Genomic DNA, 23,623 nt, shown 5'->3' with positions numbered 1-23,623 from the left:
TATATATCATGGTATATATTTGGTCAATTGGAAATGATGGGAGTGATATTCATGAGCTTTCTGATTCCAAGGCAATTTTAATGTAGAAGACATGCCTTGACAGCAGTCATTATGGCAGGTAGTATACTGACTATGACATTCTATAGTGTAGAGGTGGCGGGACGGCATGGATGATTTGAGATTTACGGAGTTCGAGCGGATTACTGAGGAGATTTTAGGGTGCTCCGGGGGGGCCTGCGGCATTGCAGAGCAGATGAAGTTCCTGCAGCTGCCCAATAGGGAAAAGGTGGAGGACATGGTGGACAAGCTCTTTCAGCTGGTCTATCCTGGCTACTTCCGTGACCGCTCCCTGAAGTTCTATAATATCAGGCACTTCCTTACCACGTTGATGGAAGATGTGGCTTATCATGTGCAACAGCAGGTGCAGCTGGCCTTGCGGTACCGTCACGGGGATATGACTGAGGCGGAGAGGCAGGATAAGGCCGTGGAGATAACCAAGTCCTTTATCAACGCTATCCCCCGCGTGAGAGAGCATCTGCTGCTGGATATAGAGGCCTTTTACGAGGGTGATCCTGCAGCGGAGAATACGGATGAGATCATTGTGTCCTACCCGGGGCTTCGTGCGGTCACAGTCTACCGCTTTGCCCATGAGCTCTTCATTCTGGGGGTGCCGGTGCTGCCCCGCATCATGTCTGAGTATGCCCATGCCCAGACGGGCATAGACATTCACCCTGGGGCGCAGATTGGCAAGTACTTCTTCATCGACCATGGCACGGGCATCGTCATCGGTGAGACTACGGTGATTGGCGACCATGTGAAGATCTATCAGGGAGTGACCCTGGGGGGGCTTTCCACCCGTGGGGGGCAGTCCCTGCGGGGCAAGAAGCGGCACCCGACTATCGAGGACAATGTGACGATTTACAGCGGTGCTTCCATCCTGGGAGGCGAGACGGTGATTGGCCACGATTCCGTCATTGGCGGCAACGTGTTTTTGACCAAGTCCGTGGCTCCCTTTACCAGAGTCAGCGTCCAGAATCAGGAGCTGGCCATTACGGAGGCACGCTTTCACGAATAACACTAGGAGATTAAATGAAAAGGACATACAGTAAATGGCAAAAACTAAGGCAGCTGAGCATAGTGCTTCTGCCTATTTGCGTGACCCAGCTGGCCATTGTTTCCACAGGTTTTTTCAATACGGTGATGGCCGGGCAGGTCAGTGAGCAGGATTTGGCAGGTGTGGCGGCAGGTGTGAATCTTTTCTATCCTGTGTTCGTGGCTCTCTTGGGGATTGTTTCAGGGCTTACTCCCACCATCTCCCAGCTTTATGGGGCGGACAAGGTGAAGAAGATACCCAACATCGTCAGGCAGGCTTTTTACTGGTCCCTTTTGCTGTCCCTGCTTCTGATAGGGGCAGGGTATCTTTTCGTCCCTTCCATCATAGAACTGATGGAGCTGGAGCCGAAGGTGGCGCAGGTCATGGAAGGGTATCTGGTGGCGGTGTCCTTTGGCATCGTGCCCGTGTTCCTGACGGCGGTGCTGAGGAATTTCATCGATGCCCATGGCATGACCCGTCTGACCATGCTCATCACATTAGTCACCGTGCCTTTGAATATTGGGCTGAACTACCTGCTTATGTACGGCGTCTGGGGGCTGCCTGCTTTAGGCGGAGTGGGAGCGGGCGTTGGTTCTGCCATCACCTGGACGGTGGGATTGCTTCTTACTGCAACTGCGGTATGCAGGATAGGCTCTTTTGACCATTATCACTTGTTCAGACATTTCCCTGCCCCGGATTTCCGGGAGTGGAAGATGCAGCTTTCCCTGGGGATTCCCATAGGAGCTACCATCTTCTGCGAGAGCAGTATCTTCGGTCTGGTGGGGCTTTTGATGTCTGCCTATGGCACCAGCGTCATGGCGGCCCATCAGGCGGCCTTCAACTACAGCAGCGTGGTCTATGTGATTCCCATGAGCATCAGCATGGCCCTGGCTATCCTGGTGGGCTTTGAGCTGGGGGCCAAACGTCCTCAGGATGCCTGGCAGTACAGCAATCTGGGCCGTCTGTTTTCCCTGCTGGCGGTGGGGGTGATAGTGGCAGTTCTCTACACTGAGCGGGAAATGGTGGCTTCTCTCTACACCCGTGACGCCGATGTGCATGAGCTGCTGCTGGTGTTCATCGTCTATGCCACCGCCATGCAGTATGCCGACTGCATCAATGCGCCTTTGCAGGGTACCCTCAGAGGCTGCAAGGATGTGCGGGCCACCTTCCTGATGGCATTGGTTTCCTTCTGGGTAGTGGGGCTGCCCGGAGGCTGGCTGCTGGCTCATCAGGGTGGCATGGGGCCTTACGGCTACTGGCTGGGGCTCATTGCCGGGGTGCTGTTTGGTGCAGTGCTGCTGATGGTCAGGCTGAGCATGCTGAAAAAGAAATTGGCAAAGGCTGCCTAAAGTTTTTCTGTTGTCTTGCAAGAGGAGGAGATTGCCATAGAAAAATTCGTACATGGGGGCAATGTTTACGCCCCGTCTCCTTCCGGCGCCTGGCTGGACTTTTCCGCCAATATCAACCCCATGGGGCTGGCGTCTGAAGTGCGGAAGGCCATTGCGGATAATATTGATAGCATAGTGAATTACCCTGACCCGGAGGCCAGGGAGCTGAAAGCTGCCCTGGGGGAGCATTATGGTGTCCCATTGGAAAGTCTGGTGCTGGGCAACGGGGCGGCGGAATTGTTCTACCTGTTCTTGCAGACTGTGCGGCCGGCTTCTGTCCTGCTGCCTGTGCCTTCATTCAGCGAGTATGAGAGGGCTTCTCTGGCGGCAGGGGCCAAGGTAGAATATTTCCCTTTGGACCTTGCCTCAGGACTGAGGCTGGACATGAAGGCTCTGGCAGAGAGCGCTGTTGAAAAAGGCGTTGAAGCTGTCATAATTGGCAATCCCAATAATCCTACAGGTCAGCTGATAGCTACAGAAGAAATAGAAGTTTTCCTGCAGGTTGTGGGAAAGCTTAGCAATCCTCCCTGGCTGCTGGTGGATGAATCCTTCCTTGATTTCCGCAGGGATAGCGGGAAGTACAGGGCCAAGGAGCTGCTGAAGGAATATGGCAGGCTCTTTATCGTACAGTCGCTGACCAAATTCTATGCCATCCCGGGACTTCGCCTGGGCTTTGGCCTGGGAGACAGGGAACTTATCCAAAGGCTGGAACTGGGCAAGGATGTCTGGAATGTGAACCTGCTGGCCCAGAAGGCGGGAGCTGCCGCGCTTGGCCTGAGGGACTACGCCAGGCAGACTGTTGAGCTGGTGGCAGAGGAGAGGAAATTCCTCTGGGAGGAACTGGCGAAAGCAAGGGGCATAAGGCCCTATCACCCCACGGTGAATTTCATGCTCCTGCGGCTGGAGCAGATGACAAGCCGTGAATTCACTGCGGCCATGAGAGAGCAGGGAATCCTGGTGCGGGATTGCAGCAACTACCCGGGCCTTGATGAATACCATGTGCGGGTGGCGGTGAGAAGACGCAGAGAAAACGAGAGATTATTGGCAGCAATAGCAAAGGTGTGCAGTTGAAGTGACAAGATTAGTGCTTATCCGTCACGGAAAGACGGCGTGGAATAAGTCCGGCAAGTATCAGGGGCAGTCCGATGTGGCCCTTTCAGAGGAAGGGCTTGAGCAGGCCCGGTGCCTGGCAGAGCATTTTCCGGTGGAGAAGCTGGATGCCGTTTATGCCAGCGACCTTTCCCGGGCCATGGTGACGGCGGAGACCGTGGCGCAGAAATTTGGCCTGGAAGTCAGGCCGGAGCCTGCCTTCCGAGAACTCAGCTTTGGAAAATGGGAAGGCCTTACCTACGCGGAGATAGTGGCAGGCTGGCCAGAGGCTATGGCCAACTTCCTTACTCACCCGGATATCATGGAGATCCCCCAGGGGGAATCCTTTCCGCAGGTGCAGCAGCGTGCCATGACCAGGCTCAGGGAAATCGTGGCAGAACATGAGCCTCACGACCATACCGTGGGCATCTTTGCCCACGGGGCGGTGCTGAGAACCATCCTGACGGGAATCATGCAGATGCCTCTCAGCCAGGTCTGGACCCTCAGTCAGTACAATACGGCGGTGAATATCGTGCGCTTCGATGAGGGCCGGCCTACGGTGGAACTCCTCAACAGCACGGCACATCTGGCTATGGAAGGGCTTTCTGGCAAGGGAAAGATTTGAGACCTGCCAATTTTTCTGGTTTCATTGAAAATGACATGAAAATGGGTTATTATAGGTAATGATTTTGTTTATGTGCGTCATTTGGGCGTAAATTTGATAGGGAAAAGAGATAAGGAGTATATGGGAATGTTTGAGCGGAAGCGTTGGAAGCGGCTCTGTGCCGGTGTTTTGGGAGCCCTGCTGATGGCAGGGGGGGCTGCTTCTGTGGCTGAGTGTGCCGGCAGTGCTGGTGAGGCGGCTGCTGCTGAGCAGTCTGGTGACGAGCGCAAGATTGTCATCAATCTGGCTGCCCGCAGCCTGGCTCTTTTTGAGAAGGACAAGAAAATCAGGTTGTATCCCATTGGCCCGGGCAAGGAATCCACACCTACTCCTGTGGGTTACTACAGCATCAGGTCCAAGGATATCAATCCCACCTGGATTGACCCCTCTGACCCTGAGTTCTCCATTCCCTCCGGGGCAGCCAATCCTTTGGGCTATCGCTGGATGGAGTTCTATGGCAATTATGGCATCCATGGCACCAACAAGCCGGAGTCTATCGGTCATTACGTTTCCAATGGCTGCATCCGTATGAATGAGAAGGATGTGGAAGCCCTCTTTGATCTGGTGGAGATTGGCACTCCTGTGGAGATTACCTACAACAGGATTGTGGTGGAGAAGGATGATACTGGTACGATTGTGTACTATATCTATCCCGATGGCTATGACCGCCAGTCCCTGACGGTGGAAGAGGTAAATAACTGGCTGGCAGGCTACGGGGTGGAAAACTTCGAGTCTGATGCTTCTATTGAAAAGAAGATCAAGGCCTCCGATGGGCAGCCTACTTTCATTGCCAAGGCTTATCCGCTGACGGTGAATGGAGAAAAGGTGAAGGGCAAGGCCATTGTGAAGGATGATGTGACCTATCTGCCGGCAGCAGACATTGCCCAGGCGCTGAAAATCTCTTTAGGCTGGAAGCCCTCCGAGGAAATCCTGGTGAGTTCTTTGGGTGAGGCAGTGGGCATTGAGAAGAAGGAGAAGCTCTATTGCAATGCCGATGATGTGGCAGCTCTCTTCAAGGTAGATGGCGGCATCAACAAGCAGGGCATCTACGCCCTGAAATCCACCTCCAAGGCCATCGTGCCTCTGGTGAAGGACGGCAATCCCGTTGACCCTGAGGCCAGTGTAGAGGAGCAGACCCGTCAGGTTGAGCTGAATGCCCAGCAGGAAGCTGCCAGGGAACTGGAAAAGGCCGAGGCCAGGGAAGCAGCCAAAAAAGAGGCTGCCAGGCAGACTGCTGACAGCAAGTCCGAAAAGGTGAGCAAGACTGAAAAAGTCGTTGTCCGCAGATAAAGCGTTTTTGTGATTTAGGAGGGTACCCCGTGACAAAGAAGTTCGTCATCCTGGATGGAAGCAGCCTTATTTTCAGGGCTTTTTATGCCATGCCTCCTCTGACGGATTCCAAAGGGGAGTCTACGGGAGCCATGGTGGGCTTTGACAATATGCTGACCAAGCTCCTGGTGGAAGTGAAACCGGATCTGTTGGCTATCGCTTTTGACCGCAGCCGTCACACCTTCCGTACGGAACGCTATGCTGACTATAAAGGAACCCGCAAGGAAACTCCTGCAGAACTGAAGTCCCAGATTCCCCTGCTGAAAGAATATGCCAGAGCCTATGGCATAGCCTTTCTGGAAAAGGACAACTACGAGGCTGATGATATTATCGGCACCTTGTCCACCCAGGCGGCGGCAGGGGGCTTTGATACCATGGTGGTCACCGGAGACAGGGATGCCCTGCAGCTGGTGAGGCCTAATCTCAGGGTCATGCTCACCAAGAAGGGCATATCCGAGACCAAACTATATGATGAGGCGGCTTTCAAGGAGGAATACGGCTTCGAGCCCCTCAAGCTCATTGACCTCAAGGGCCTGATGGGGGATACTTCCGACAATATCCCCGGAGTGCCCGGGGTGGGACCCAAGACAGCTTCCAAACTGCTCCTTGAGTACGGCAGCCTGGAAGAAGTGCTGGAAAATGCAGACAAGATTTCCGGCAAGAAACTGAAGGAGAATCTCCTGGCCCATAAGGAGCAGGCCATGCTCTCCAAGGAACTGGCCACCATTGAGCTGGCGGTGCCTGACATGACCTTCAAGGCAGAGGATTTTGCCATCGAGCCTGTATTCGAGGAGATGGAGTCTTTTTGCAAGGTGCATGAGCTGAACAAGGTCTGGCATAACTTCCAGCGGCTGAATGTGCGGGAGACAAGTCTTTTCCCTGAACAGGAGGACTCTTTGCCTGACCTGGGCTATCAGGTGGGGGAAAGTGCTGATTCTATGGCAGCCTGCCTGAAGGAGGAGGCTCCTTTGGGACTGGCCGGGGTATTTTCCGGCAGGCACCCCTTTGAAAAGCTGGAGGGGGCGGCGGCAGCCTGTGGCAATGTCAGGCTCTTTGTGCCTTTCGGCACGCCTGCCTGGGAAATCCTTCTGCAAGCACTGGCAGATGGCCGTCAGGCGGCAGTATTCGATGCCAAGCGCTATTATCAGGCAGGCATGGGCAGTGTGCAGTTCTTCGATGTCCAGCTGGTGGACTATCTTCTGCGCCCAGAGCTTTCAGATTACGAACTGGCAAGGCTCTCCGGCGATTATTTCCCCCATGAGGCAGTGCCTGAGTCCTTTGCCGATGAGAAGGAAGAGGCTGTCTGGCAGGCAGTTCTGCTGGCCAGGCTGCAGCAGCCCCTTTGGCAGGAGCTGGAAGAGCGGGGGCAGGAAAAGCTTTATGGCGAGATGGAGCTGCCCCTGGTGGCAGTGCTGGCAGACATGGAGCAGCAGGGCATTTTCGTGAACCGCCAGCGCCTGCTGGAAAAGTCAGAGGAAGTGGGGCAGAGAATTGCAGCCCTGCAGGCTGACATTTACACCCTGGCAGGGGGAGAGTTCAAGATAAATTCTCCCAAACAGCTGGGAGAAGTGCTCTTTGACCGTCTGGGGCTGCCGCCAGTGAAGAAGACCAAGACGGGCTATTCCACCAATGCAGAGGTGCTGGAAACCTTGCGCTATCAGCATCCTATCGTGGAGCTGGTGCTTTCCTTCCGCATGTGGAGCAAGCTGAAGTCCACCTATCTGGACGGCATAGAGGGACTTATCGACCCGGAGACGGGGCGGGTGCATACCACCTTCAATCAGACGGTGACGGCTACGGGCAGGCTCTCCAGCTCTGACCCCAACCTCCAGAACATTCCCGTGCGCCGGGAGGAGGGCAAGACCATCCGCGCCTTCTTTGAGCCGGGGGAAGGATATGATTACATCTTGTCTGCGGATTACTCTCAGATTGAGCTCAGGATACTGGCTCACATGTCCGGGGACGAAAGTTTCCTGGAGGCCTTCCGTGAGGGGCAGGACATTCACGCCAGGACGGCGGCGGAGGTCTTTGGCGTGCCTTTGGAAGAGGTTACATCAGATATGCGCCGCAAGGCCAAAGCGGTGAACTTTGGCATTGTCTACGGCATCAGCGATTTCGGCCTTTCCCGTGACCTGCATATCTCCCGTCAGGAGGCTGCAGGCTATATCGAAAGCTACTTTGACCGCTATCCCGGGGTCAAGGCTTATCTGGACCGCATGGTGCAGGAGGCCAGGGAAACTGGCAGCGTGAAAACTGTTTTTGGCAGAAGGCGTGAACTGCCTGCTATCAGCAGCAGCAACTTCAATCAGCGTTCCCTGGCGGAGCGCATGGCCATGAATACTCCTATACAGGGCACTGCGGCGGATATCATCAAGCTGGCCATGATTGCAGCCCACAAGGCGCTGAAGGAAGCCAAAGTCAGGAGCCGCATCCTTCTGCAGGTACACGATGAGCTGGTGCTGGAAGTGCCAAAAGAGGAAGTGGAGCAGGTGAGCTCCATCCTGCGGGAGGCCATGGAGCAGGTGGTGAGCCTTTCCGTGCCGTTGAGCATAGACATCAATTATGGCCCCAACTGGGCAGAAGCTAAGTAAGAGATAAGGAGCATCCCTATGCCTGAAATGCCGGAAGTAGAAATCATCCGCCAGCATTTGGACAGCAGACTGGCGGGGAAGAGGATCAAGTCAGTGGAGATCCTGCTGCCCAGGCAGCTGAAATGGCCTGCCACTGTGGAGCAGTTCAGCCGTCTTTGCTGCGGGCCTGAGATTGAGGCCATGGAGCGCAGGGGCAAGTACCTGCTGCTGCGGCTGGCAGGGGAAATGCGGATTGTTTTCCATCTGCGCATGACCGGCAGCCTGGTTTACGTGGAGGCAGGGCAGGAGTATGAGAACGCCCATCTGCGGGCGGTCTTCTATCTGGAGGATGGTTCCCGCCTGTGCTTTGCCGACATTCGCACTTTCGGTGTGATCTATGGTCTGAAGCCCGGGGAACTGGACATGGTGAAAGGCCTAAGGGAAATGGGGCCGGAGCCTTTGTCACCAGAGTTTACAGCAGAGTACCTTGAGGGCATTGCCCGCAAGGGCAAGGCTCCCATCAAGAACCTGCTGCTGGATCAGCGTAAGATTGGCGGCATAGGCAATATCTATGCAGACGAAGCCCTTTTCCTGGCTCATGTCCACCCCAAAAGACTGGCAGGCAGCCTCAGTCATGAGGAATGCCAAAAACTTTGGCGGGCGGTCAATCAGGTTATCGAGGCAGGCATCAGGGACGGCGGCACCACCTTCCGGGACTACCGCAACGGCGAGGGGGGCAAGGGCTCCCATCAGGAACATCTCTATGTTTATCATCGTCAGGGTGAGCCCTGCCGTGAGTGCGGCGTGCTGATCGAATATACGAAGGTGGCAGGCAGGGGCACCCATTACTGCCCCATGTGCCAGAGGTGGGAGCCATGACGCGGGTAATAGGCCTGACCGGGGGCATAGCCTCCGGCAAGAGCACCGTGTCCGGCATGCTGAAAAAGCTGGGCGCCTGCATCATAGATGCGGACGCCATAGCCCATGAGCTGGCTGAGCCGGGCAAGGCCGTTTTTGAGGCTTATCTGGCGCATTTTGGCTCCGGGGTGCTGACGGCGGAAGGGCGTTTGGACCGCAGGGCGGTGGCAGAGCAGGTCTTTTCCTGTCCGGAAGAAAAGCAGTGGATGGACAGGACGGCTTTTCCCCTGATTCTGGCAGAAGTCAGGCGGCAGCTGGCAGAGGCAAAGGCTTCCGGGGGGCCGCTGATTGTACTGGATGTGCCGTTGCTCTTTGAAGCTGGCTGGGACAGCCTGGCAGATGAGAGCTGGCTGGTGTATGTGCCGGAAAGCGAGCAGCTGAGGCGGCTTTGCCTGCGGGACAATTGTACAGCAGAGCAGGCCTTGGGGCGCATAAGGGCGCAGATGCCTTTGGCGGAGAAGCTCTCCCGGGCAGATGCAGCCATAGACAACAGCGGCACCATAGAAGCGACGAGAAGTATTGTGAAGGATTTATGGAAGGAAAGGGTACATGAGCAGTTTGCCTGAAAAGGTGGAAAAGGCCCGTGAGGCCAGACGGCGCACAGGCTGCGCTTTCCTGCTGGGACTCTTGGTCTTTATATCCTGCTTTACCATCTACTTCCTGTCCCAGAACTCACAGGTGCAGCGAAGTTATCTCTATCCCTTCCCTTACCGCGAGACAGTGGAGCGCTATGCCGGGCGCTATAAGGTGGACTGCTATCTGGTGGCAGCGGTCATCAAGGTGGAGAGCAAGTTCCAGCATGATGTCCATTCCCATCGGGGAGCGGTGGGGCTCATGCAGCTGATGCCGGATACTGCCGGGTGGATAGCCCAGCGTCTGGGGGAGAGGGATTATAAGGACACAGAGCTGCATGATCCGGACAGGAATCTCCGCTACGGAATTTGGTATTTGGCTGACCTGGAAGAGGAGTTCCAGGGCAATGATGTGCTGGCTCTGGCGGCCTACAATGCAGGCCGTGGCAATGTGCGGGGCTGGATGGAGGAATACGGCTGGAAAGACGATTTTTCCGACGTGCAGGCCATACCGTACAAGGAAACACGGGCCTATGTGAGGCAGGTGCTGTCCTTGCAGGGCAAATATCGAAAACTTTATGCCGCTGAATGAATTCCCTTGGGAATCGTTCAGCGGTTATTTTTGTATTTTGATGTAAAAACTAAATTCAATTTTACGACTATTGTCTTTTTTCTTGACGGTGGACGTTTACTTTGTTATAATCAGAACGTAATGAATCATAAGTGTGATTCATGATTCATAAAAGCCATTCCGCCGGGGAAAAAATGTGCCCGGCCATATCTCAAGGAGGCATTTCATTATGAAGGTAACAGTTGTTGGTGCAGGTAACGTTGGTGCAACCGTAGCAAACGTGCTGGCTACGAAGAACATTTGCAGCGAGGTTGTGCTCATTGATATCAAAGAGGGCGTGTCCGAAGGCAAGGCCATGGACATCATGCAGACGGCCCATCTTCTGAACTTCGATACCACTGTGACTGGTGTGACCAATGATTATGCTGCAACTGCTGGTTCCCAGGTTGTGGTTGTCACTTCCGGCATCCCCCGCAAGCCGGGCATGAGCCGTGAAGACCTCATCGGCACCAATGCCAAGATTGTGAAGAGTGTGGTGGATCAGGCTCTCGAGTATTCTCCCGATGCCATCTTCATCATCATCTCCAACCCCATGGATGCAATGACCTACCTTACTTTCAAGGATTCCAAGCTGCCCCGCAACCGCGTCATCGGCCAGGGCGGCATGCTGGACAGCAGCCGTTTCCGTTATTTCCTGTCCAAGGCTCTGCAGAAGGCTGGCTATCCTGCCACCCCGACTGATGTGGACGGCACCGTTATCGGCGGCCACAGCGACAAGACCATGGTTCCTCTCGTGAGCCTGGCTACCTATCGCGGCATTCCCGTGAAGGAACTCCTCACCGAGGAACAGCTCACTGAGGCTGTAGAGGCTACCAAGGTGGGCGGCGCAACTCTCACCAAGCTCCTGGGCACTTCCGCCTGGTATGCTCCTGGTGCAGCAGCTGCTGCCATGGTTGAGGCTATTGCCCTCGATGCCAAGAAGCTCATGCCTTGCTGCGTATATCTCGACGGCGAGTATGGCGAGAAGGACCTCTGCATTGGCGTTCCTGTCATCCTTGGCAAGGACGGCATGGAGAAGGTCGTGGAAGTCAAGCTGGAAGGCGAGGAGAAGGCTAAGTTCGATGAGAGCGTAGCTGCAGCCCGCGACACCAACTCCAAGATTGGCGATGCACTGAAATAAGCTTTGCTGAAATCTGCAGGCACTGCAGTTCCTTAGGGGGCTGCAGTGCTTTTTTCGTGTCCTGGTTTATCTTTGTTATGTGAACCATTAGCGTATTTTATCTTTTCTGTTTGCATTCTTGTGCTCGGAATGTTAAAATGTAAGGGAATGAGTTGAGCGGACAAAACTGAATAGGCTTTTTTCGTTTGCAAAAATATCCAAGGAGCTGTGCCTGCGGATAGGAGGCTTATTGGCTTTTTGCACAAGAGCGTTGTATTTTTATTGTCATTGATAGCTATATAAACACTTCGGAGGTGTGATTTTTTGTCTAAAGGAGCACAAAAATTACAAATCATTCCCCTGGGCGGACTTGGGGAAATCGGCAAGAACATGACCGTTATCCGTGTAGATGATGAGATTCTGGTCATCGATTCCGGCCTCATGTTCCCGGAGGAGGATATGCTGGGCATAGACCTCGTCATCCCGGATATTTCCTACCTTATCGAGAACAGGGATATGATCAAGGCTGTGGTGCTGACTCACGGCCATGAGGATCATATCGGCGCCCTGCCTTACTTGCTGAAGCAAATCAACGTGCCTGTGTACGGCACCCGCCTGACCCTGGGCATCCTGGAGGGGCGTCTTCAGGAAAACGGGGTGGATTCCAGCAACCTGCATTCTGTCATGCAGGGGGATATCATCAACGTGGGTTGTTTCAGCGTGGGCTTCATCCGTGTCAATCATTCCATTCCTGATGCCGTAGGCCTCTCCATCAAGACTCCCGTGGGCATGATTGTCCATACCGGTGACTTCAAGCTGGATTATACGCCTGTAGATGGCAAGATGACGGACTTCCGTCGCTTCGCAGAACTGGGCAACAAGGGCGTGCTGGTGATGATGGCAGACAGCACCAACGCTGAGCGCGAAGGTCACACCATGAGCGAGAGCACGGTGGGGGCTGCCTTTGACAAGGCTTTCCACGGGGCCAAGGGCCGCATCATCGTGGCCACCTTCTCCTCCAATGTCCATCGCATCCAGCAGGTCATCGATACCGCCGTGCGCTACAAGCGCCGGGTGGCCATTCTGGGCCGCAGCATGGTGAACGTGGTGGGCATCTCCATGGAGCTGGGCTATATCCATGCGCCTGAGGGGACCATCATCGACATTGATGAAATCAATCGTTTCCGTTCTGACCAGATTGTCATCTGCACTACCGGCAGCCAGGGCGAGCCTATGTCGGCTTTGACCCGCATGTCCATGTCCGACCACCGCAAGGTGACAGTGGTGCCCGGTGATACGGTCATCATTTCCGCTACTCCCATTCCGGGCAATGAGAAACTGGTGACCAGGACCATCGACAATCTCATGAAGCTGGGGGCTAACGTCATCTATGGCCGCAATCAGGGCATCCACGTGTCAGGCCATGCCAGCCGTGAGGAACTGAAGCTCATGCACAATCTGGTGCGCCCCAAGTTCTTCATTCCCGTGCATGGCGAGTACCACATGCTGGTGCAGCATGCCCGTCTGGCAAGAGATTTGGGCATGCCCAAGGAGAACATCTTCATCGGCGAGAACGGCCAGATCATGGAGTTCACCCGTGACAAGGGCACCCAGGCTGGCAAGGTCACTGCCGGCATGGTGATGGTGGACGGCCTTGGCGTAGGCGATGTAGGCAACATCGTCCTCAGGGACCGCCGCCAGCTGTCCCAGGACGGCATCCTCATCGTAGTGGTGACCATGGACAAGGCCAGCAACCGCGTGGTGGCAGGTCCGGATATCGTGTCCCGCGGCTTCGTGTATGTTCGTGAGTCTGAAGCCCTGATGGACGAGGCCCGTGCCCGTGTCCAACAGGCTCTTGACCGCTGCGAGGACGAAGGCGTGAAGGAATGGGCTGCCATCAAGGCCAACGTTCGCGACGCTCTGGGCAGGTATCTCTTCGACAAGACCCGCCGCAGGCCGATGATCCTGCCAATCATCATGGAAATCTGATTCATAACCTCCGTTGATCCTTTTTCAGGGATGGCGGAGGTTTTTTGTCTCCGGGGCAGGTTTTTGGAACTTTAAGTCCGAATTCTCCATAATGAGATTTATTGGTTCAAATGTGTTTGGATAGGAAGGTCTGAACATATTTGATTATGATTTTATGAGGAGGCATGGTTATGATTATAGGTGTGTCCAAAGAAATCAAGAACAATGAAAATCGTGTGGGACTGACTCCGGCGGGGGCGGAGGCCCTGGTGAAGGCAGGGCACAGAGTGTTGGTGGAGATAGGCAGCGGTCTGGGCAGCGGTTTTGACGATGAAAGCTATGCTGCCGTGGGGGCAGAGCTTCTGCCTGACAAGAAGCAGCTCTTTGACGAGGCAGAGATGATTGTCAAGGTGAAGGAACCTTTGCCTGCGGAGTATGATTTGTTCCACGAGGGGCAGCTGCTCTTCACCTATCTGCATCTGGCGGCAGAGCCGGAGCTTACGGAAGCTTTGCTGAGGCACAAGGTCACGTCTGTGGCTTATGAGACGGTGGTGGGCAGGGATGGCAGGTCGCTGCCTCTCCTGGCGCCTATGAGTGAGATTGCAGGCCGCATGTCAGTGCAGATTGGCGCCCAGTTCCTGGAGAGCCGCTACGGCGGGGCAGGCATCCTCCTGGGAGGTGTCAGTGGTGTGGCACCGGCTCAGGTAGTGATCCTGGGTGGAGGCGTTGTGGGCACCAATGCTGCCAAGATGGCTGTGGGCCTGGGGGCCAGAGTGACCATCATTGACCTGTCTATGGAGCGGCTGCGCTATCTGGACGATATTTTCGGTGGACGCGTAGCTACGGTGAGTTCCAACAGCTACAACATTGCCCAGTGGGTGCGGGAGGCGGATCTCCTCATCGGGGCCGTGCTGGTGCCGGGAGCCAAAACACCGCAGCTGGTGACGGAAGAGATGGTAAAGACCATGAGGGCAGGATCTGTCATCGTGGATGTGGCCATTGACCAGGGAGGGAGCATTGCCACCTGCGACCATGTGACTACCCATGAGGAGCCTACCTTTGTGAAGCATGGGGTGCTGCATTACTCGGTGGCCAATATCCCCGGGGCTGTAGCCAGAACATCTACTCTGGCTCTCACCAACGCTACTCTTCCTTATGCCCTGAAACTGGCAGCAAAGGGCTGGCGTGAGGCTTGCTGCATGGATCCGGGGCTGGCTCAGGGGCTCAATACTATCGAAGGCAGGCTCACTAATCTCCCTGTGTCAGAGGCGCTGGGACTGGAGTACGTGGACAAGGAGAACTGGCTGAAAAAGTGTTGATTCTCTGGTGAGTTTTGTGTACTATATACTGTAGATATATTTCGTCAGGCCATACGATTCAGCCGGAGAAGTTCTTTCTCCGGCAAGGGCGTGTTGATTAAATGAGTTTTAATCGACACGCCCTAAAGTTTTTGATTTAACAAGGGAGATATTAGATATGCCTTTCACTCACCTCCATGTGCATACGGAATACAGCCTGCTGGACGGGGCCAGCCGTATTGGCGACCTGATTGGGGCTGTCAAGGACCTGGGCATGGACTCTGTCGCCATCACCGATCACGGCGTGATGTACGGTGTGCTGGATTTTTATAAAGAAGCAAAGAAGCAAGGGATAAAGCCCATCATTGGCTGCGAGGTTTATCTGGCTCCCGGGCCCCGCCAGGGTCGCGAGGAAGTGAACGGTGTCAAGTACTATCACCTGATACTGCTGGCGGAGAACCAGCAGGGCTACCGCAATCTGGTGCAGCTCGTTTCCCTGGCGCATATCGAAGGCATGTACTACAAGCCGCGGGTAGATAAAGAACTGCTGAGGAAGTATCATGAAGGGATTATCTGTCTGAGCGCATGCGTGGCGGGAGAGATTCCTCAGGCCTTGATTGGAGGCAACAAAGAAAAGGCCGATGCTCTGGTGCAGGAGTATATTGACATCTTCGGCAAGGACAATTTCTTTTTGGAGATACAGGATCATGGACTGAAGGAAGAGCGCGTTACCAATGCGGGGCTTTTGGAGCTTTCCCAAAAGTACGGCCTGGGGCTAGTGGCTACCAATGACCTGCACTATGTGCGCAAGGAGGACAGCGAGTTTCACGATGTCCTGCTCTGCGTGCAGATGAACAAGAATTTAGATGATCCTGACCGCATGCGTTTCAACAGCGATGATTATTATCTAAAATCTCCGGCAGAGATGGAGGCCTTGTTCGCTTCCTATCCTGGGGCTTTGGAAAATACGGAAAAGATTGCTTCCCGCTGTCAGGTGGACTTTGAGTTCGGCCAGCTGCAGCTGCCTTACTATCCTATTCCTGCGCCTTTTGCTGACGATGAAGCCTACTTGCGTCATCTCTGTGAGGAAAGATTGCCTGATCATTATGAAGAAATCACGAAGGAAGTGCGTGAGCGTCTTGATTATGAGCTTGGCATCATTCACCGCATGGGCTATGACAGTTACTTCCTCATTGTCTGGGATTTTATCAACCATTCCCGGGAGCAGGGCATTGCTGTGGGGCCGGGGCGCGGTTCGGCAGCAGGCAGCATTGTGGCCTATATTCTCGGCATAACTAATCTTGACCCCTTGAAGTACGATTTGCTTTTTGAGCGCTTCCTGAACCCAGAGCGGGTCACCATGCCTGATATTGACGTGGATTTCTGCTATATCCGCCGCAAGGAAGTCATTGAGTATGTGAAGGAACGCTATGGTTATGACCACGTGGCTCAGATTGCCACTTTTGGCACCATGGCGGCCAGAGGGGCTATCCGGGATGTGGGAAGAGCCCTGGGCATGTCTTTTGCGGAAGTCTCCGAGGTGGTGAAGCTGATCCCCGAGGAACTGCATATCACCATCGACAAGGCTTTGAAGAATGTGGCAGATCTCAAGGTCATGTACGATACCAGGCCTGAGGTGAAGCGGCTTATAGATTTTGCCCGGCAGCTGGAGGGACTGCCCCGCAATGCTTCCACGCATGCGGCGGGGGTGGTGATTGCCCGCCACCCTTTGACGGATTATGTGCCTGTTTCTGTTTCTGATGGCACCTTGGTGACGGAGTTCGACAAGGATCATGTGGAGGAACTGGGCCTATTGAAGATGGACTTTTTGGGCCTTCGCACATTGACGGTCATTGCCGATACCCTGCTGAACATCAAGGAGCAGCGGGGAGAAGTGGTTGATATAGACCATATTCCCTTAAAGGATGAACTGACGGCTAAAATGCTCTGTGAGGGCCGCACTGGCGGAGTGTTCCAGATGGAGTCGGCGGGCATGACCAGGCTGGTGATGGATTTGGCCCCTGAGGGCTTTGAGGACCTGATTCCTACGGTGGCTCTCTACCGCCCCGGCCCCTTGGGCAGCGGCATGGTGGAGGATTTTATCAATGGTCGCCATGGCAGGAAGCAGCCTGAGTACATGCACCCCCTGTTGGAACCCATCCTGAAGGAAACTTTTGGGGTGGTGCTCTATCAGGAGCAGGTCATGCAGATTGTGCAGGTGTTGGCGGGCTTTACTTTGGGGCAGGCAGATCTTCTGCGCCGTGCTATGGGCAAGAAGAAACATGAGATACTGATGGCCCAGAAGGAGAACTTCCTGAAGGGATGTGCTGCCAACAAGATTGAGGCCCAACTGGCGGAGCACATCTTTGACCTGTTGACCCACTTCGCTGACTATGGTTTCAACAAATCCCACAGCGCTGCTTATGCTCTTGTGGCCTGGCAGACGGCTTATCTTAAGGCTCATTATCCACAGGAATTCATGGCGGCCATGCTTACCAGCATAATGGATACCCAGAAGGTGCCATTCTACCTTGATTTGTGCCGACGCATGAAATTGAAGATCCTGCCTCCGGACATCAACGCCAGCCATGCCACTTTCAGCGTGGACGGGGAAGCAATCCGCTTTGGCCTGGCGGCGGTGCGGAATGTGGGTGAAGGTGCCATCGAGAACGTGGCGGCAGTCAGGGAAAAGGAGGGACCTTTCACTTCTTTGGTTGACTTCTGCAGCCGGGTGGACAGCCGCATCCTCAACAAGCGGGTATTGGAAAGCCTTATAAAGTGCGGGGCTTTTGACAGTTTGGGTGCCAAACGCAGCCAGTTGCTGGATATTATGGACAGGGCTGTCAGCGAGGCTGCTACAGCCCAGAAGGACAGGCTCAGCGGTCAGATTGGGCTTTTTGCTGATGAAGCTCAGGGGGGAATCATGGAGATTCCTCTGCCGGACAAGGAAGAAGTGCCGGAGATGGAAAGGCTGAATTGGGAAAAGGAGATCACGGGCTTCTACATCACGGGACATCCCCTGAATCGTTTCCAAAAGAAGCTGGCTAACCTGCCTGCCATTCTGGACGTGCAGAGCGGTGCAGTCCGCGACAAGCAGGTGGTACGGCTGGGAGGCATCCTGACGGAAACCAAGCGCCATACCACCAAGAAGGGTGACACCATGTGCTTTGCAGTGCTGGAGGACTTCTCGGAAAAGATTGAAGTGACAGTGTTCCCAAGGACTTTTTATCAAAATGTCAATCTGCTGCTGCCGGATATGCCTGTGGTCTTGCAGGGTAAGCTGGACATAGGGGATGAGCGCATCAGCGTCCTGGCGGATAAGTTCTGGTCCCTGGAAGAATATGTTCCTGAATACTATCTCTCCCTGCCTGCAGGAGAAGCTTATGCGGCAGCGCGGGAGGGTCTGAGAAAGATCCTGGCAGAGTGCCCGGGAGAAGATCCTGTCCACGTGCAGATGGGAGGACGCTGGCAGACCTTGCCGGAAGGGCAGGGCCTTTCAGATGATGAGGAAACCAAGGAAGCTCTCATAGCTTTGCTGGGAGAAGGTGCTGTAAAAAAACGTTGATGAACTGGGACTTTTGAGCCGTTGGTCTGCTTGCAAGGACAGTTCGGTAATGATAAAATATTGCCAATGCGGTTTTTCCGCTGGTGAGTAAAGTTTCAAATTGTAAGGAGTTGCACATCCATTTTGTGGAAAAGAATATATACCAGGCTTGCAGCAGCAGGCCTTTCAGCTTGTATTGTGTTTGTTCCTGCTGCTTCAGCCCCGGCCGCGCCAGCCAGCCGTTCGCTTTATGATATAACGCCTTTGGAACGGCCTGATATTCCTGGCCTTGTCATCAGCCCTTCGGATAAGCTGCCGAATTTGACGGCGAGGTCGGCAGTGGTCATGGATGCTGCTACTGGTACAGTTATTTATTCCCGTGATATGGATACCCGGCGTTATCCTGCCAGCACCACCAAGATCATGACCCTGATTGTGGCCCTGGAGCAGGGAACCCTCGATGATATTGTCACTGTCAGCAAGAATGCTGAAGGCATGGAGGGGTCAACCCTGTGGCTGGAGCAGGGTGACAAGGTGCCTCTGAAGGAACTTCTCTATGGTATGATGATGGCTTCCGGCAATGATGCTACCATTGCCGTGGCGGAGCATATTGCAGGATCTGTGCCTGCTTTCGCCAGGATGATGAACGAGAAGGCACGGGAGATCGGTGCTTCTGACACGCATTTTGTCAATCCCAATGGCCTGCCCGATGAGAACCACTATACCACTGCCAGGGATATGGCGCTGATTGCTGCTTATGGCTACCGTCTGCCGGAGTTCGAGGAGATTGTGGGCACCAGGGAGATAACTTTCCCTTGGGTCAAGGATGACACCCACCGCCTGCGCAATGAGAATCAGATGCTCTGGCTCTACAAGGGCGGCAACGGCGTCAAGACCGGTTATACGGATGCTGCCGGGCGCTGTCTGGTGTCCGGGGCCAGGGAAGACGGCTTGCAACTGGTATCTGTGGTTTTTGACAGCGTTTACATGTGGAATGACTCCATTGCCCTCCTGGATTACGGTTTTGATCAGGTGGAGCCGGAGAAGATCATCAGCAAGGGGCAGGTAGTTGGTTCCGTGTCCGTGGGGCTTTTCCAGGGTGAGCTGGAAGTGAAGGCTGCCAAGGATCTGGCCATTGCCAGGCTGAAGGATGGTTCAAGGGTCAAATATGACCAGAAGCTTGAGGTGCCCGACTCACTCACTGCGCCTGTCAAAGAGGGAGAGCGGGTTGGCAGGCTGGTCCTCATGCAGGAGGGCAGGGAAGTGGGGGCCGTTGAGGTCCTGGCAGCCGCAAGCCTGGAGCCGGAGGAGCAGGGCTTTTTTTCCCGCCTCATGGCCTGGTTCCAATCTTTATGGAAAGGACTTTTCTGATGGAAGCCAGATTGCAGAAGATCATCAGCCAGGCAGGCATTGCATCACGCCGGGCAGCCGAGAGCATTATTCTTGAAGGCAGAGTGGAAGTGGACGGTCAGGTGATTCGCGAGCTGGGGGGCAAGTATGACCCGGAACTGGTGGAGATCAGAGTGGATGGGAAAATCATCAGTGCCCTCGAAGCTCATGTGTACTACCTGCTGAACAAGCCTAAGGGATATGTGTCCACTGCCAGCGATGAGCGGGGCAGGCGTACGGTGCTTGATCTGCTGCCTGAGATAAAGGAGCGCATCTATCCCATCGGCCGGCTGGATATGAATACTGAAGGTTTGTTGCTGCTCACCAATGACGGTGAGCTGATGAACGGCCTCCTGCATCCCCGCTATGAGGTGCAGAAGACATACGTGGCCAGGATTGCCACGGGGCTTTCTGAAGCGGCACTCAGGGCGCTGAGGGAAGGTGTGAAGCTGGAGGACGGCCTCACGGCTCCTGCCAGGGTCCGTGTCCTTGAGACTGCACCGGGCCGTACCCGTGTGGAAATCACCATCCATGAAGGCCGGAACCGGCAGGTGCGGCGCATGTTCAAGGCTGTGGGGCACGAAGTGCTGGCCTTGAAGCGGACAGCTTTTGCAGGGCTTTCCTTGGAGGGCGTCAGGCGGGGAGAGCATCGTGCCCTTACGGAAGAAGAGATCAGATCATTGTATGAGAAAGCAGGGAGGCAGCAGGGCTGATGGAGAGGCGAATCATCATCATAGGTGCAGGTCCCGCGGGCATGATGGCCGCCATCAAGGCTGCTGAGACCAATGAGACTATGGGCAGTCCTGCAGAAATCCTGCTGCTGGAGAAGATGAAGAATCCCGGGCGCAAGATGATGATTACGGGCAAGGGCCGCTGCAATATCACCAATGCGGCGGATGTGCCGGAAATCATCAAGAATATCCAGGGCAATGGACGCTTCCTCTTCAGTTCCATGAAGGCCTTCGACAACCGGGCGGTCATAGATTTCTTTGAAGAGCAGGGCGTGGCTACCAAGGTGGAGCGGGGCCAGCGGGTTTTTCCCGTATCCGATAAGGCCCAGGATGTGGTGGAAGCCATGGTGAGCCGCCTGCATGAGCTGGGAGTGAAGATTGAAACCGAAGCTGCGGTTAAGGACATTCTCACGGAAGAGGGGCAGGTCAAAGGCGTGCGTCTCAAATCCGGGGCCATCTATAAGGCGGAGGCCGTGATCCTGGCTGTGGGAGGCGCTTCTTATCCCGGGACGGGTTCCTCCGGGGATGGCTATGAGATGGCCGGGAATCTGGGCCATCATATCATTCCTATCAGGCCTTCCCTGGTTCCTCTCACCACAGAAGAGGACTGGGTGCAGGAGGTGCAGGGGCTTTCTCTCCGCAATGTGCGGGCAGAGCTGCTGGTGGACGGCAAGACCGAGCTTTCCCTCTTTGGGGAGATGATGTTCACCCACTATGGGGTGACTGGCCCGGTGATTCTTTCCATGAGCCGGGAGGCTTCCGGGTATCTGGCGGAAGGAGGGCACTTTATAGAGCTTTCCCTGAACCTGAAACCGGCCCTTTCCGAGGAGAAACTGGAAGCCCGTATCCAGCGGGATTTTGAGAAGTATCAGCGGAAGGAACTGAAGAACGGTATGGCAGACCTCCTGCCCCACAAGCTGATTGAGCCGGTGCTGGATGCCGCTTATCTGGCGCCTGACAAGCCTGTGCATCAGGTGACGGTGGAGGAGCGCAGGAGGCTGGTGCATACCTTGCAGCATCTGATGCTGACCGTGAGTGGCACCCGCCCTTTGGCGGAGGCCATCGTGACGGTGGGGGGCGTGTCCGTGAAGGAGATAGACCCACGCAGCATGGAATCCAAGCTGGTAAAGGGGCTTTACCTGGCTGGCGAGGTAGTGGATGTGGATGCCTTCACAGGCGGTTACAACCTGCAGGCAGCCTTTTCCATGGGAGCAGCCGCAGGTTGCTGGAGCGTCTGGAATCTGGAGTAAGCAAAGAAGTAAAAGAAGCAATTAATAAATTAGATAAAGCAGGCATTTTGAAAGGGGATTGGGCATGGCAGAACTTATGACAATCAGCAAGATTTCCGATGGCCTTCGGGGCGAGGTGGCAATTCCCGGAGATAAATCCATTTCTCACCGCAGCGTGATGCTGTCCGGCCTGGGCAGCACGCCTGTGCGCATCACGAACTTTCTCCATGCCCAGGACTGCCTTTCTACGGTGGCCTGCCTGCGCGCTCTGGGAGCAAAGATCGAGTTTCAGAGCGAGACGGAGCTGACGGTGACAGGCAATGGCTTCCATGGACTCAGGGAACCCGGCACCATCATTGATGCGGGCAACTCTGGCACTACCTTGCGGCTTATGATGGGACTGCTTTCTGCCCAGCCTTTCTTCTCTGCCTTTACCGGGGATGCTTCTTTGCATCGTCGGCCCATGGGCCGGGTGGCGAAACCCCTTTCCCAGATGGGAGCGCAGATTTACGGCAGGGAGGGCAATACCAAGCTGCCGCTGGCTGTTGTGCCTGTTGAAGGCGGCCTCAAGGGCATTTCCTATCAGAGCCCTGTGGCCAGCGCCCAGGTGAAATCGGCTCTGCTCCTGGCTGGCATGTATGCTGACGGCCCCACTACGGTGACGGAGCCCTTTGTTTCCCGTGACCACACGGAGCGCATGCTGGCGGCTTTCGGAGTGCCAGTGGAGCGTGCGGGTACGGCGGTGACCATCAATCCTGTGAAAGCTGAGGATTACAAGGCTCCCGAAGCCATCGAGGTGCCGGGGGATATCAGCTCTGCAGCCTACTGGCTGGCAGCAGGGGCAATCCTGCCGGGCAGCAAGCTCCTGCTGCGCAATGTGGGCATCAACGAGACCCGCACCGGCATCTTGGAAGTGCTACAAAATATGGGGGCGAAGCTTGAGCTTAGGAATGAGCGCGTATCTGGCGGCGAGGCAGCGGCGGATATCTGCGTGGAAGCAGGACCTCTCCATGGCACGACCTTTGGGGCAGAGATTATGCCCAGGCTCATAGATGAGATTCCCATCATTGCCGTGGCAGCCCTGCTGGCAGAGGGGGATACTGTCATCACCGGGGCAGGGGAGCTCAGGGTCAAGGAAACGGACAGGCTGGCAGCCATCGAGCAGGAGTTCAACAAACTGGCTCCCGGTGCCGTGGAGGCCTCTGAAGATGGTCTGGTGATCCACGGCGGCCGCACCTTGAAGAAAGCGCGCTGCTTCACCTATGATGACCATCGCATAGCCATGTCCCTGGCTATCCTGGGGGCAGCAGGAGAAGGAGTGGAACTGGAAAATCCCGGCTGCGTGAATATTTCCTATCCTGCCTTCTATGGTGAGCTGGAAAGATTGAGGAAGGCTTAAGCCTTCCTGGCAAAAAATAAATTTTACGGGGGGATTCCCATGCAGGATTCGAAGAAAAAACTTGTTGTAGCCATTGACGGCCCTGCCGGTGCAGGCAAGAGCACGGTGGCCCAGCTGGCAGCCAAGGCCCTTGGCTATACCTATATCGATACGGGGGCTATGTATCGGGCTGTGGCCTGGAAGACCTTGCAGCAGAAAAAAGAAGTTACGGATGAGCTTATTGTGTCACTGATGCCGGACATTGACGTGAATCTTCGCTATGTTGATGGCAAGACCGTGGTGAAGGTTGACGGCACTGATGTGACCGGCGAAATCCGCACCCCTGAGATCAATGCCATTGTTTCCCAGGTGGCCAGGCTGGGTCCTGTCAGGGAGAAGATGGTAGATCTGCAGCGCAAGATGGCAGATGAGGGCGGCGTGCTCATGGATGGCCGTGATATCGCCACCAACGTGCTGCCCGGGGCCGATGTGAAGATTTTCCTCACAGCTTCCATTGAGGAAAGGGCCAAACGCCGTTACCTTGAAATGAAGGAAAAGGGTTATGATGTGAATCTGGAACAGCTCCAGAAGGATATTGCTGCCAGAGACAAAGCAGACTCAGAGCGTGAGATTTCTCCTTTGGTTCAGGCTGAGGATGCGCAGCTTTTGGATACCACGGGCCTTTCCATTGAGGAAGTGGTGCAGCGCATCCTGGGAATGTGCAGGTGATGAA

Annotated in this window: 18 protein-coding genes; all 18 read left to right on the top strand. The window is 55.0% G+C overall.

Annotated features, from left to right (window positions below):
- The first annotated feature begins 166 nt into the window (after positions 1 to 166).
- Positions 167 to 1,075: a serine O-acetyltransferase EpsC gene (gene epsC, locus BLW59_RS10520; RefSeq protein WP_037377041.1), complete on the top strand. Its 909-nt coding sequence runs from the start codon at positions 167 to 169 to the stop codon at positions 1,073 to 1,075.
- Between the two features lie 14 nt (positions 1,076 to 1,089).
- Positions 1,090 to 2,442 carry an MATE family efflux transporter gene (locus BLW59_RS10515; RefSeq protein WP_074697734.1) on the top strand — a complete coding sequence of 451 codons (1,353 nt, stop codon included), beginning with the start codon at positions 1,090 to 1,092 and terminating at the stop codon, positions 2,440 to 2,442.
- A 15-nt stretch (positions 2,443 to 2,457) separates the two neighbouring features.
- Entirely contained in the window at positions 2,458 to 3,552 is a 1,095-nt protein-coding gene (cobD, locus tag BLW59_RS10510) for a threonine-phosphate decarboxylase CobD (protein ID WP_318258501.1), read from the top strand.
- 1 nt (position 3,553) lies between these two features.
- Positions 3,554 to 4,195, top strand: a complete 642-nt coding sequence (locus tag BLW59_RS10505; RefSeq protein ID WP_074697733.1) for a histidine phosphatase family protein — start codon at positions 3,554 to 3,556, stop codon at positions 4,193 to 4,195.
- A gap of 126 nt (positions 4,196 to 4,321) precedes the next feature.
- Positions 4,322 to 5,524: a L,D-transpeptidase gene (locus BLW59_RS10500; protein WP_029543503.1), complete on the top strand. Its 1,203-nt coding sequence runs from the start codon at positions 4,322 to 4,324 to the stop codon at positions 5,522 to 5,524.
- 29 nt (positions 5,525 to 5,553) lie between these two features.
- On the top strand, positions 5,554 to 8,154 hold the full coding sequence (gene polA, locus BLW59_RS10495; protein WP_074697732.1) for a DNA polymerase I: 2,601 nt from the start codon (positions 5,554 to 5,556) through the stop codon (positions 8,152 to 8,154).
- 18 nt (positions 8,155 to 8,172) lie between these two features.
- On the top strand, positions 8,173 to 9,012 hold the full coding sequence (gene mutM / locus BLW59_RS10490) for a DNA-formamidopyrimidine glycosylase (RefSeq protein WP_029543507.1): 840 nt from the start codon (positions 8,173 to 8,175) through the stop codon (positions 9,010 to 9,012).
- The gene (coaE, locus tag BLW59_RS10485; protein WP_074697731.1) at positions 9,009 to 9,617 is read left to right on the top strand and encodes a dephospho-CoA kinase; all 609 of its coding nucleotides are present in this window, start codon (positions 9,009 to 9,011) and stop codon (positions 9,615 to 9,617) included. Before mutM ends, coaE begins: the two co-directional genes overlap by 4 nt.
- Positions 9,601 to 10,215, top strand: coding sequence for a lytic transglycosylase domain-containing protein (locus BLW59_RS10480; protein ID WP_029543510.1), 615 nt, complete (start codon positions 9,601 to 9,603; stop codon positions 10,213 to 10,215). Before coaE ends, BLW59_RS10480 begins: the two co-directional genes overlap by 17 nt.
- Positions 10,216 to 10,423: 208 nt before the next feature.
- Entirely contained in the window at positions 10,424 to 11,374 is a 951-nt protein-coding gene (gene mdh / locus BLW59_RS10475) for a malate dehydrogenase (RefSeq protein ID WP_029543511.1), read from the top strand.
- A gap of 303 nt (positions 11,375 to 11,677) precedes the next feature.
- Complete coding sequence (locus BLW59_RS10470) at positions 11,678 to 13,342, top strand: ribonuclease J (RefSeq protein WP_029543513.1); 1,665 nt, start codon at positions 11,678 to 11,680, stop codon at positions 13,340 to 13,342.
- Between the two features lie 170 nt (positions 13,343 to 13,512).
- Entirely contained in the window at positions 13,513 to 14,640 is a 1,128-nt protein-coding gene (ald, locus tag BLW59_RS10465; protein WP_074697730.1) for an alanine dehydrogenase, read from the top strand.
- Positions 14,641 to 14,797: 157 nt separating this feature from the next.
- Positions 14,798 to 18,184 (top strand): DNA polymerase III subunit alpha, encoded by a 3,387-nt coding sequence (locus BLW59_RS10460; RefSeq protein WP_074697729.1) that lies wholly within the window; start codon positions 14,798 to 14,800, stop codon positions 18,182 to 18,184.
- 123 nt (positions 18,185 to 18,307) lie between these two features.
- The gene (locus BLW59_RS10455; protein ID WP_318258500.1) at positions 18,308 to 19,534 is read left to right on the top strand and encodes a D-alanyl-D-alanine carboxypeptidase family protein; all 1,227 of its coding nucleotides are present in this window, start codon (positions 18,308 to 18,310) and stop codon (positions 19,532 to 19,534) included.
- Positions 19,534 to 20,265: a pseudouridine synthase gene (locus tag BLW59_RS10450; protein WP_074697728.1), complete on the top strand. Its 732-nt coding sequence runs from the start codon at positions 19,534 to 19,536 to the stop codon at positions 20,263 to 20,265. The genes BLW59_RS10455 and BLW59_RS10450 overlap by 1 nt, the downstream gene beginning before the upstream one ends.
- Entirely contained in the window at positions 20,265 to 21,533 is a 1,269-nt protein-coding gene (locus BLW59_RS10445) for an NAD(P)/FAD-dependent oxidoreductase (RefSeq protein WP_074697727.1), read from the top strand. Before BLW59_RS10450 ends, BLW59_RS10445 begins: the two co-directional genes overlap by 1 nt.
- Before the next feature lie 64 nt (positions 21,534 to 21,597).
- Entirely contained in the window at positions 21,598 to 22,911 is a 1,314-nt protein-coding gene (aroA, locus tag BLW59_RS10440) for a 3-phosphoshikimate 1-carboxyvinyltransferase (RefSeq protein WP_074697726.1), read from the top strand.
- A gap of 39 nt (positions 22,912 to 22,950) precedes the next feature.
- Positions 22,951 to 23,619 carry a (d)CMP kinase gene (cmk, locus tag BLW59_RS10435; RefSeq protein ID WP_029543526.1) on the top strand — a complete coding sequence of 223 codons (669 nt, stop codon included), beginning with the start codon at positions 22,951 to 22,953 and terminating at the stop codon, positions 23,617 to 23,619.
- Positions 23,620 to 23,623: the final 4 nt, after the last annotated feature.

This window comes from Selenomonas sp. KH1T6, from assembly GCF_900108415.1.
GTDB lineage: Bacteria > Bacillota > Negativicutes > Selenomonadales > Selenomonadaceae > Selenomonas_B > Selenomonas_B ruminantium_A.
The sequence above is the reverse complement of the archived record's forward strand: the minus strand, read 5'-3'. Positions and strand labels throughout refer to the sequence as shown.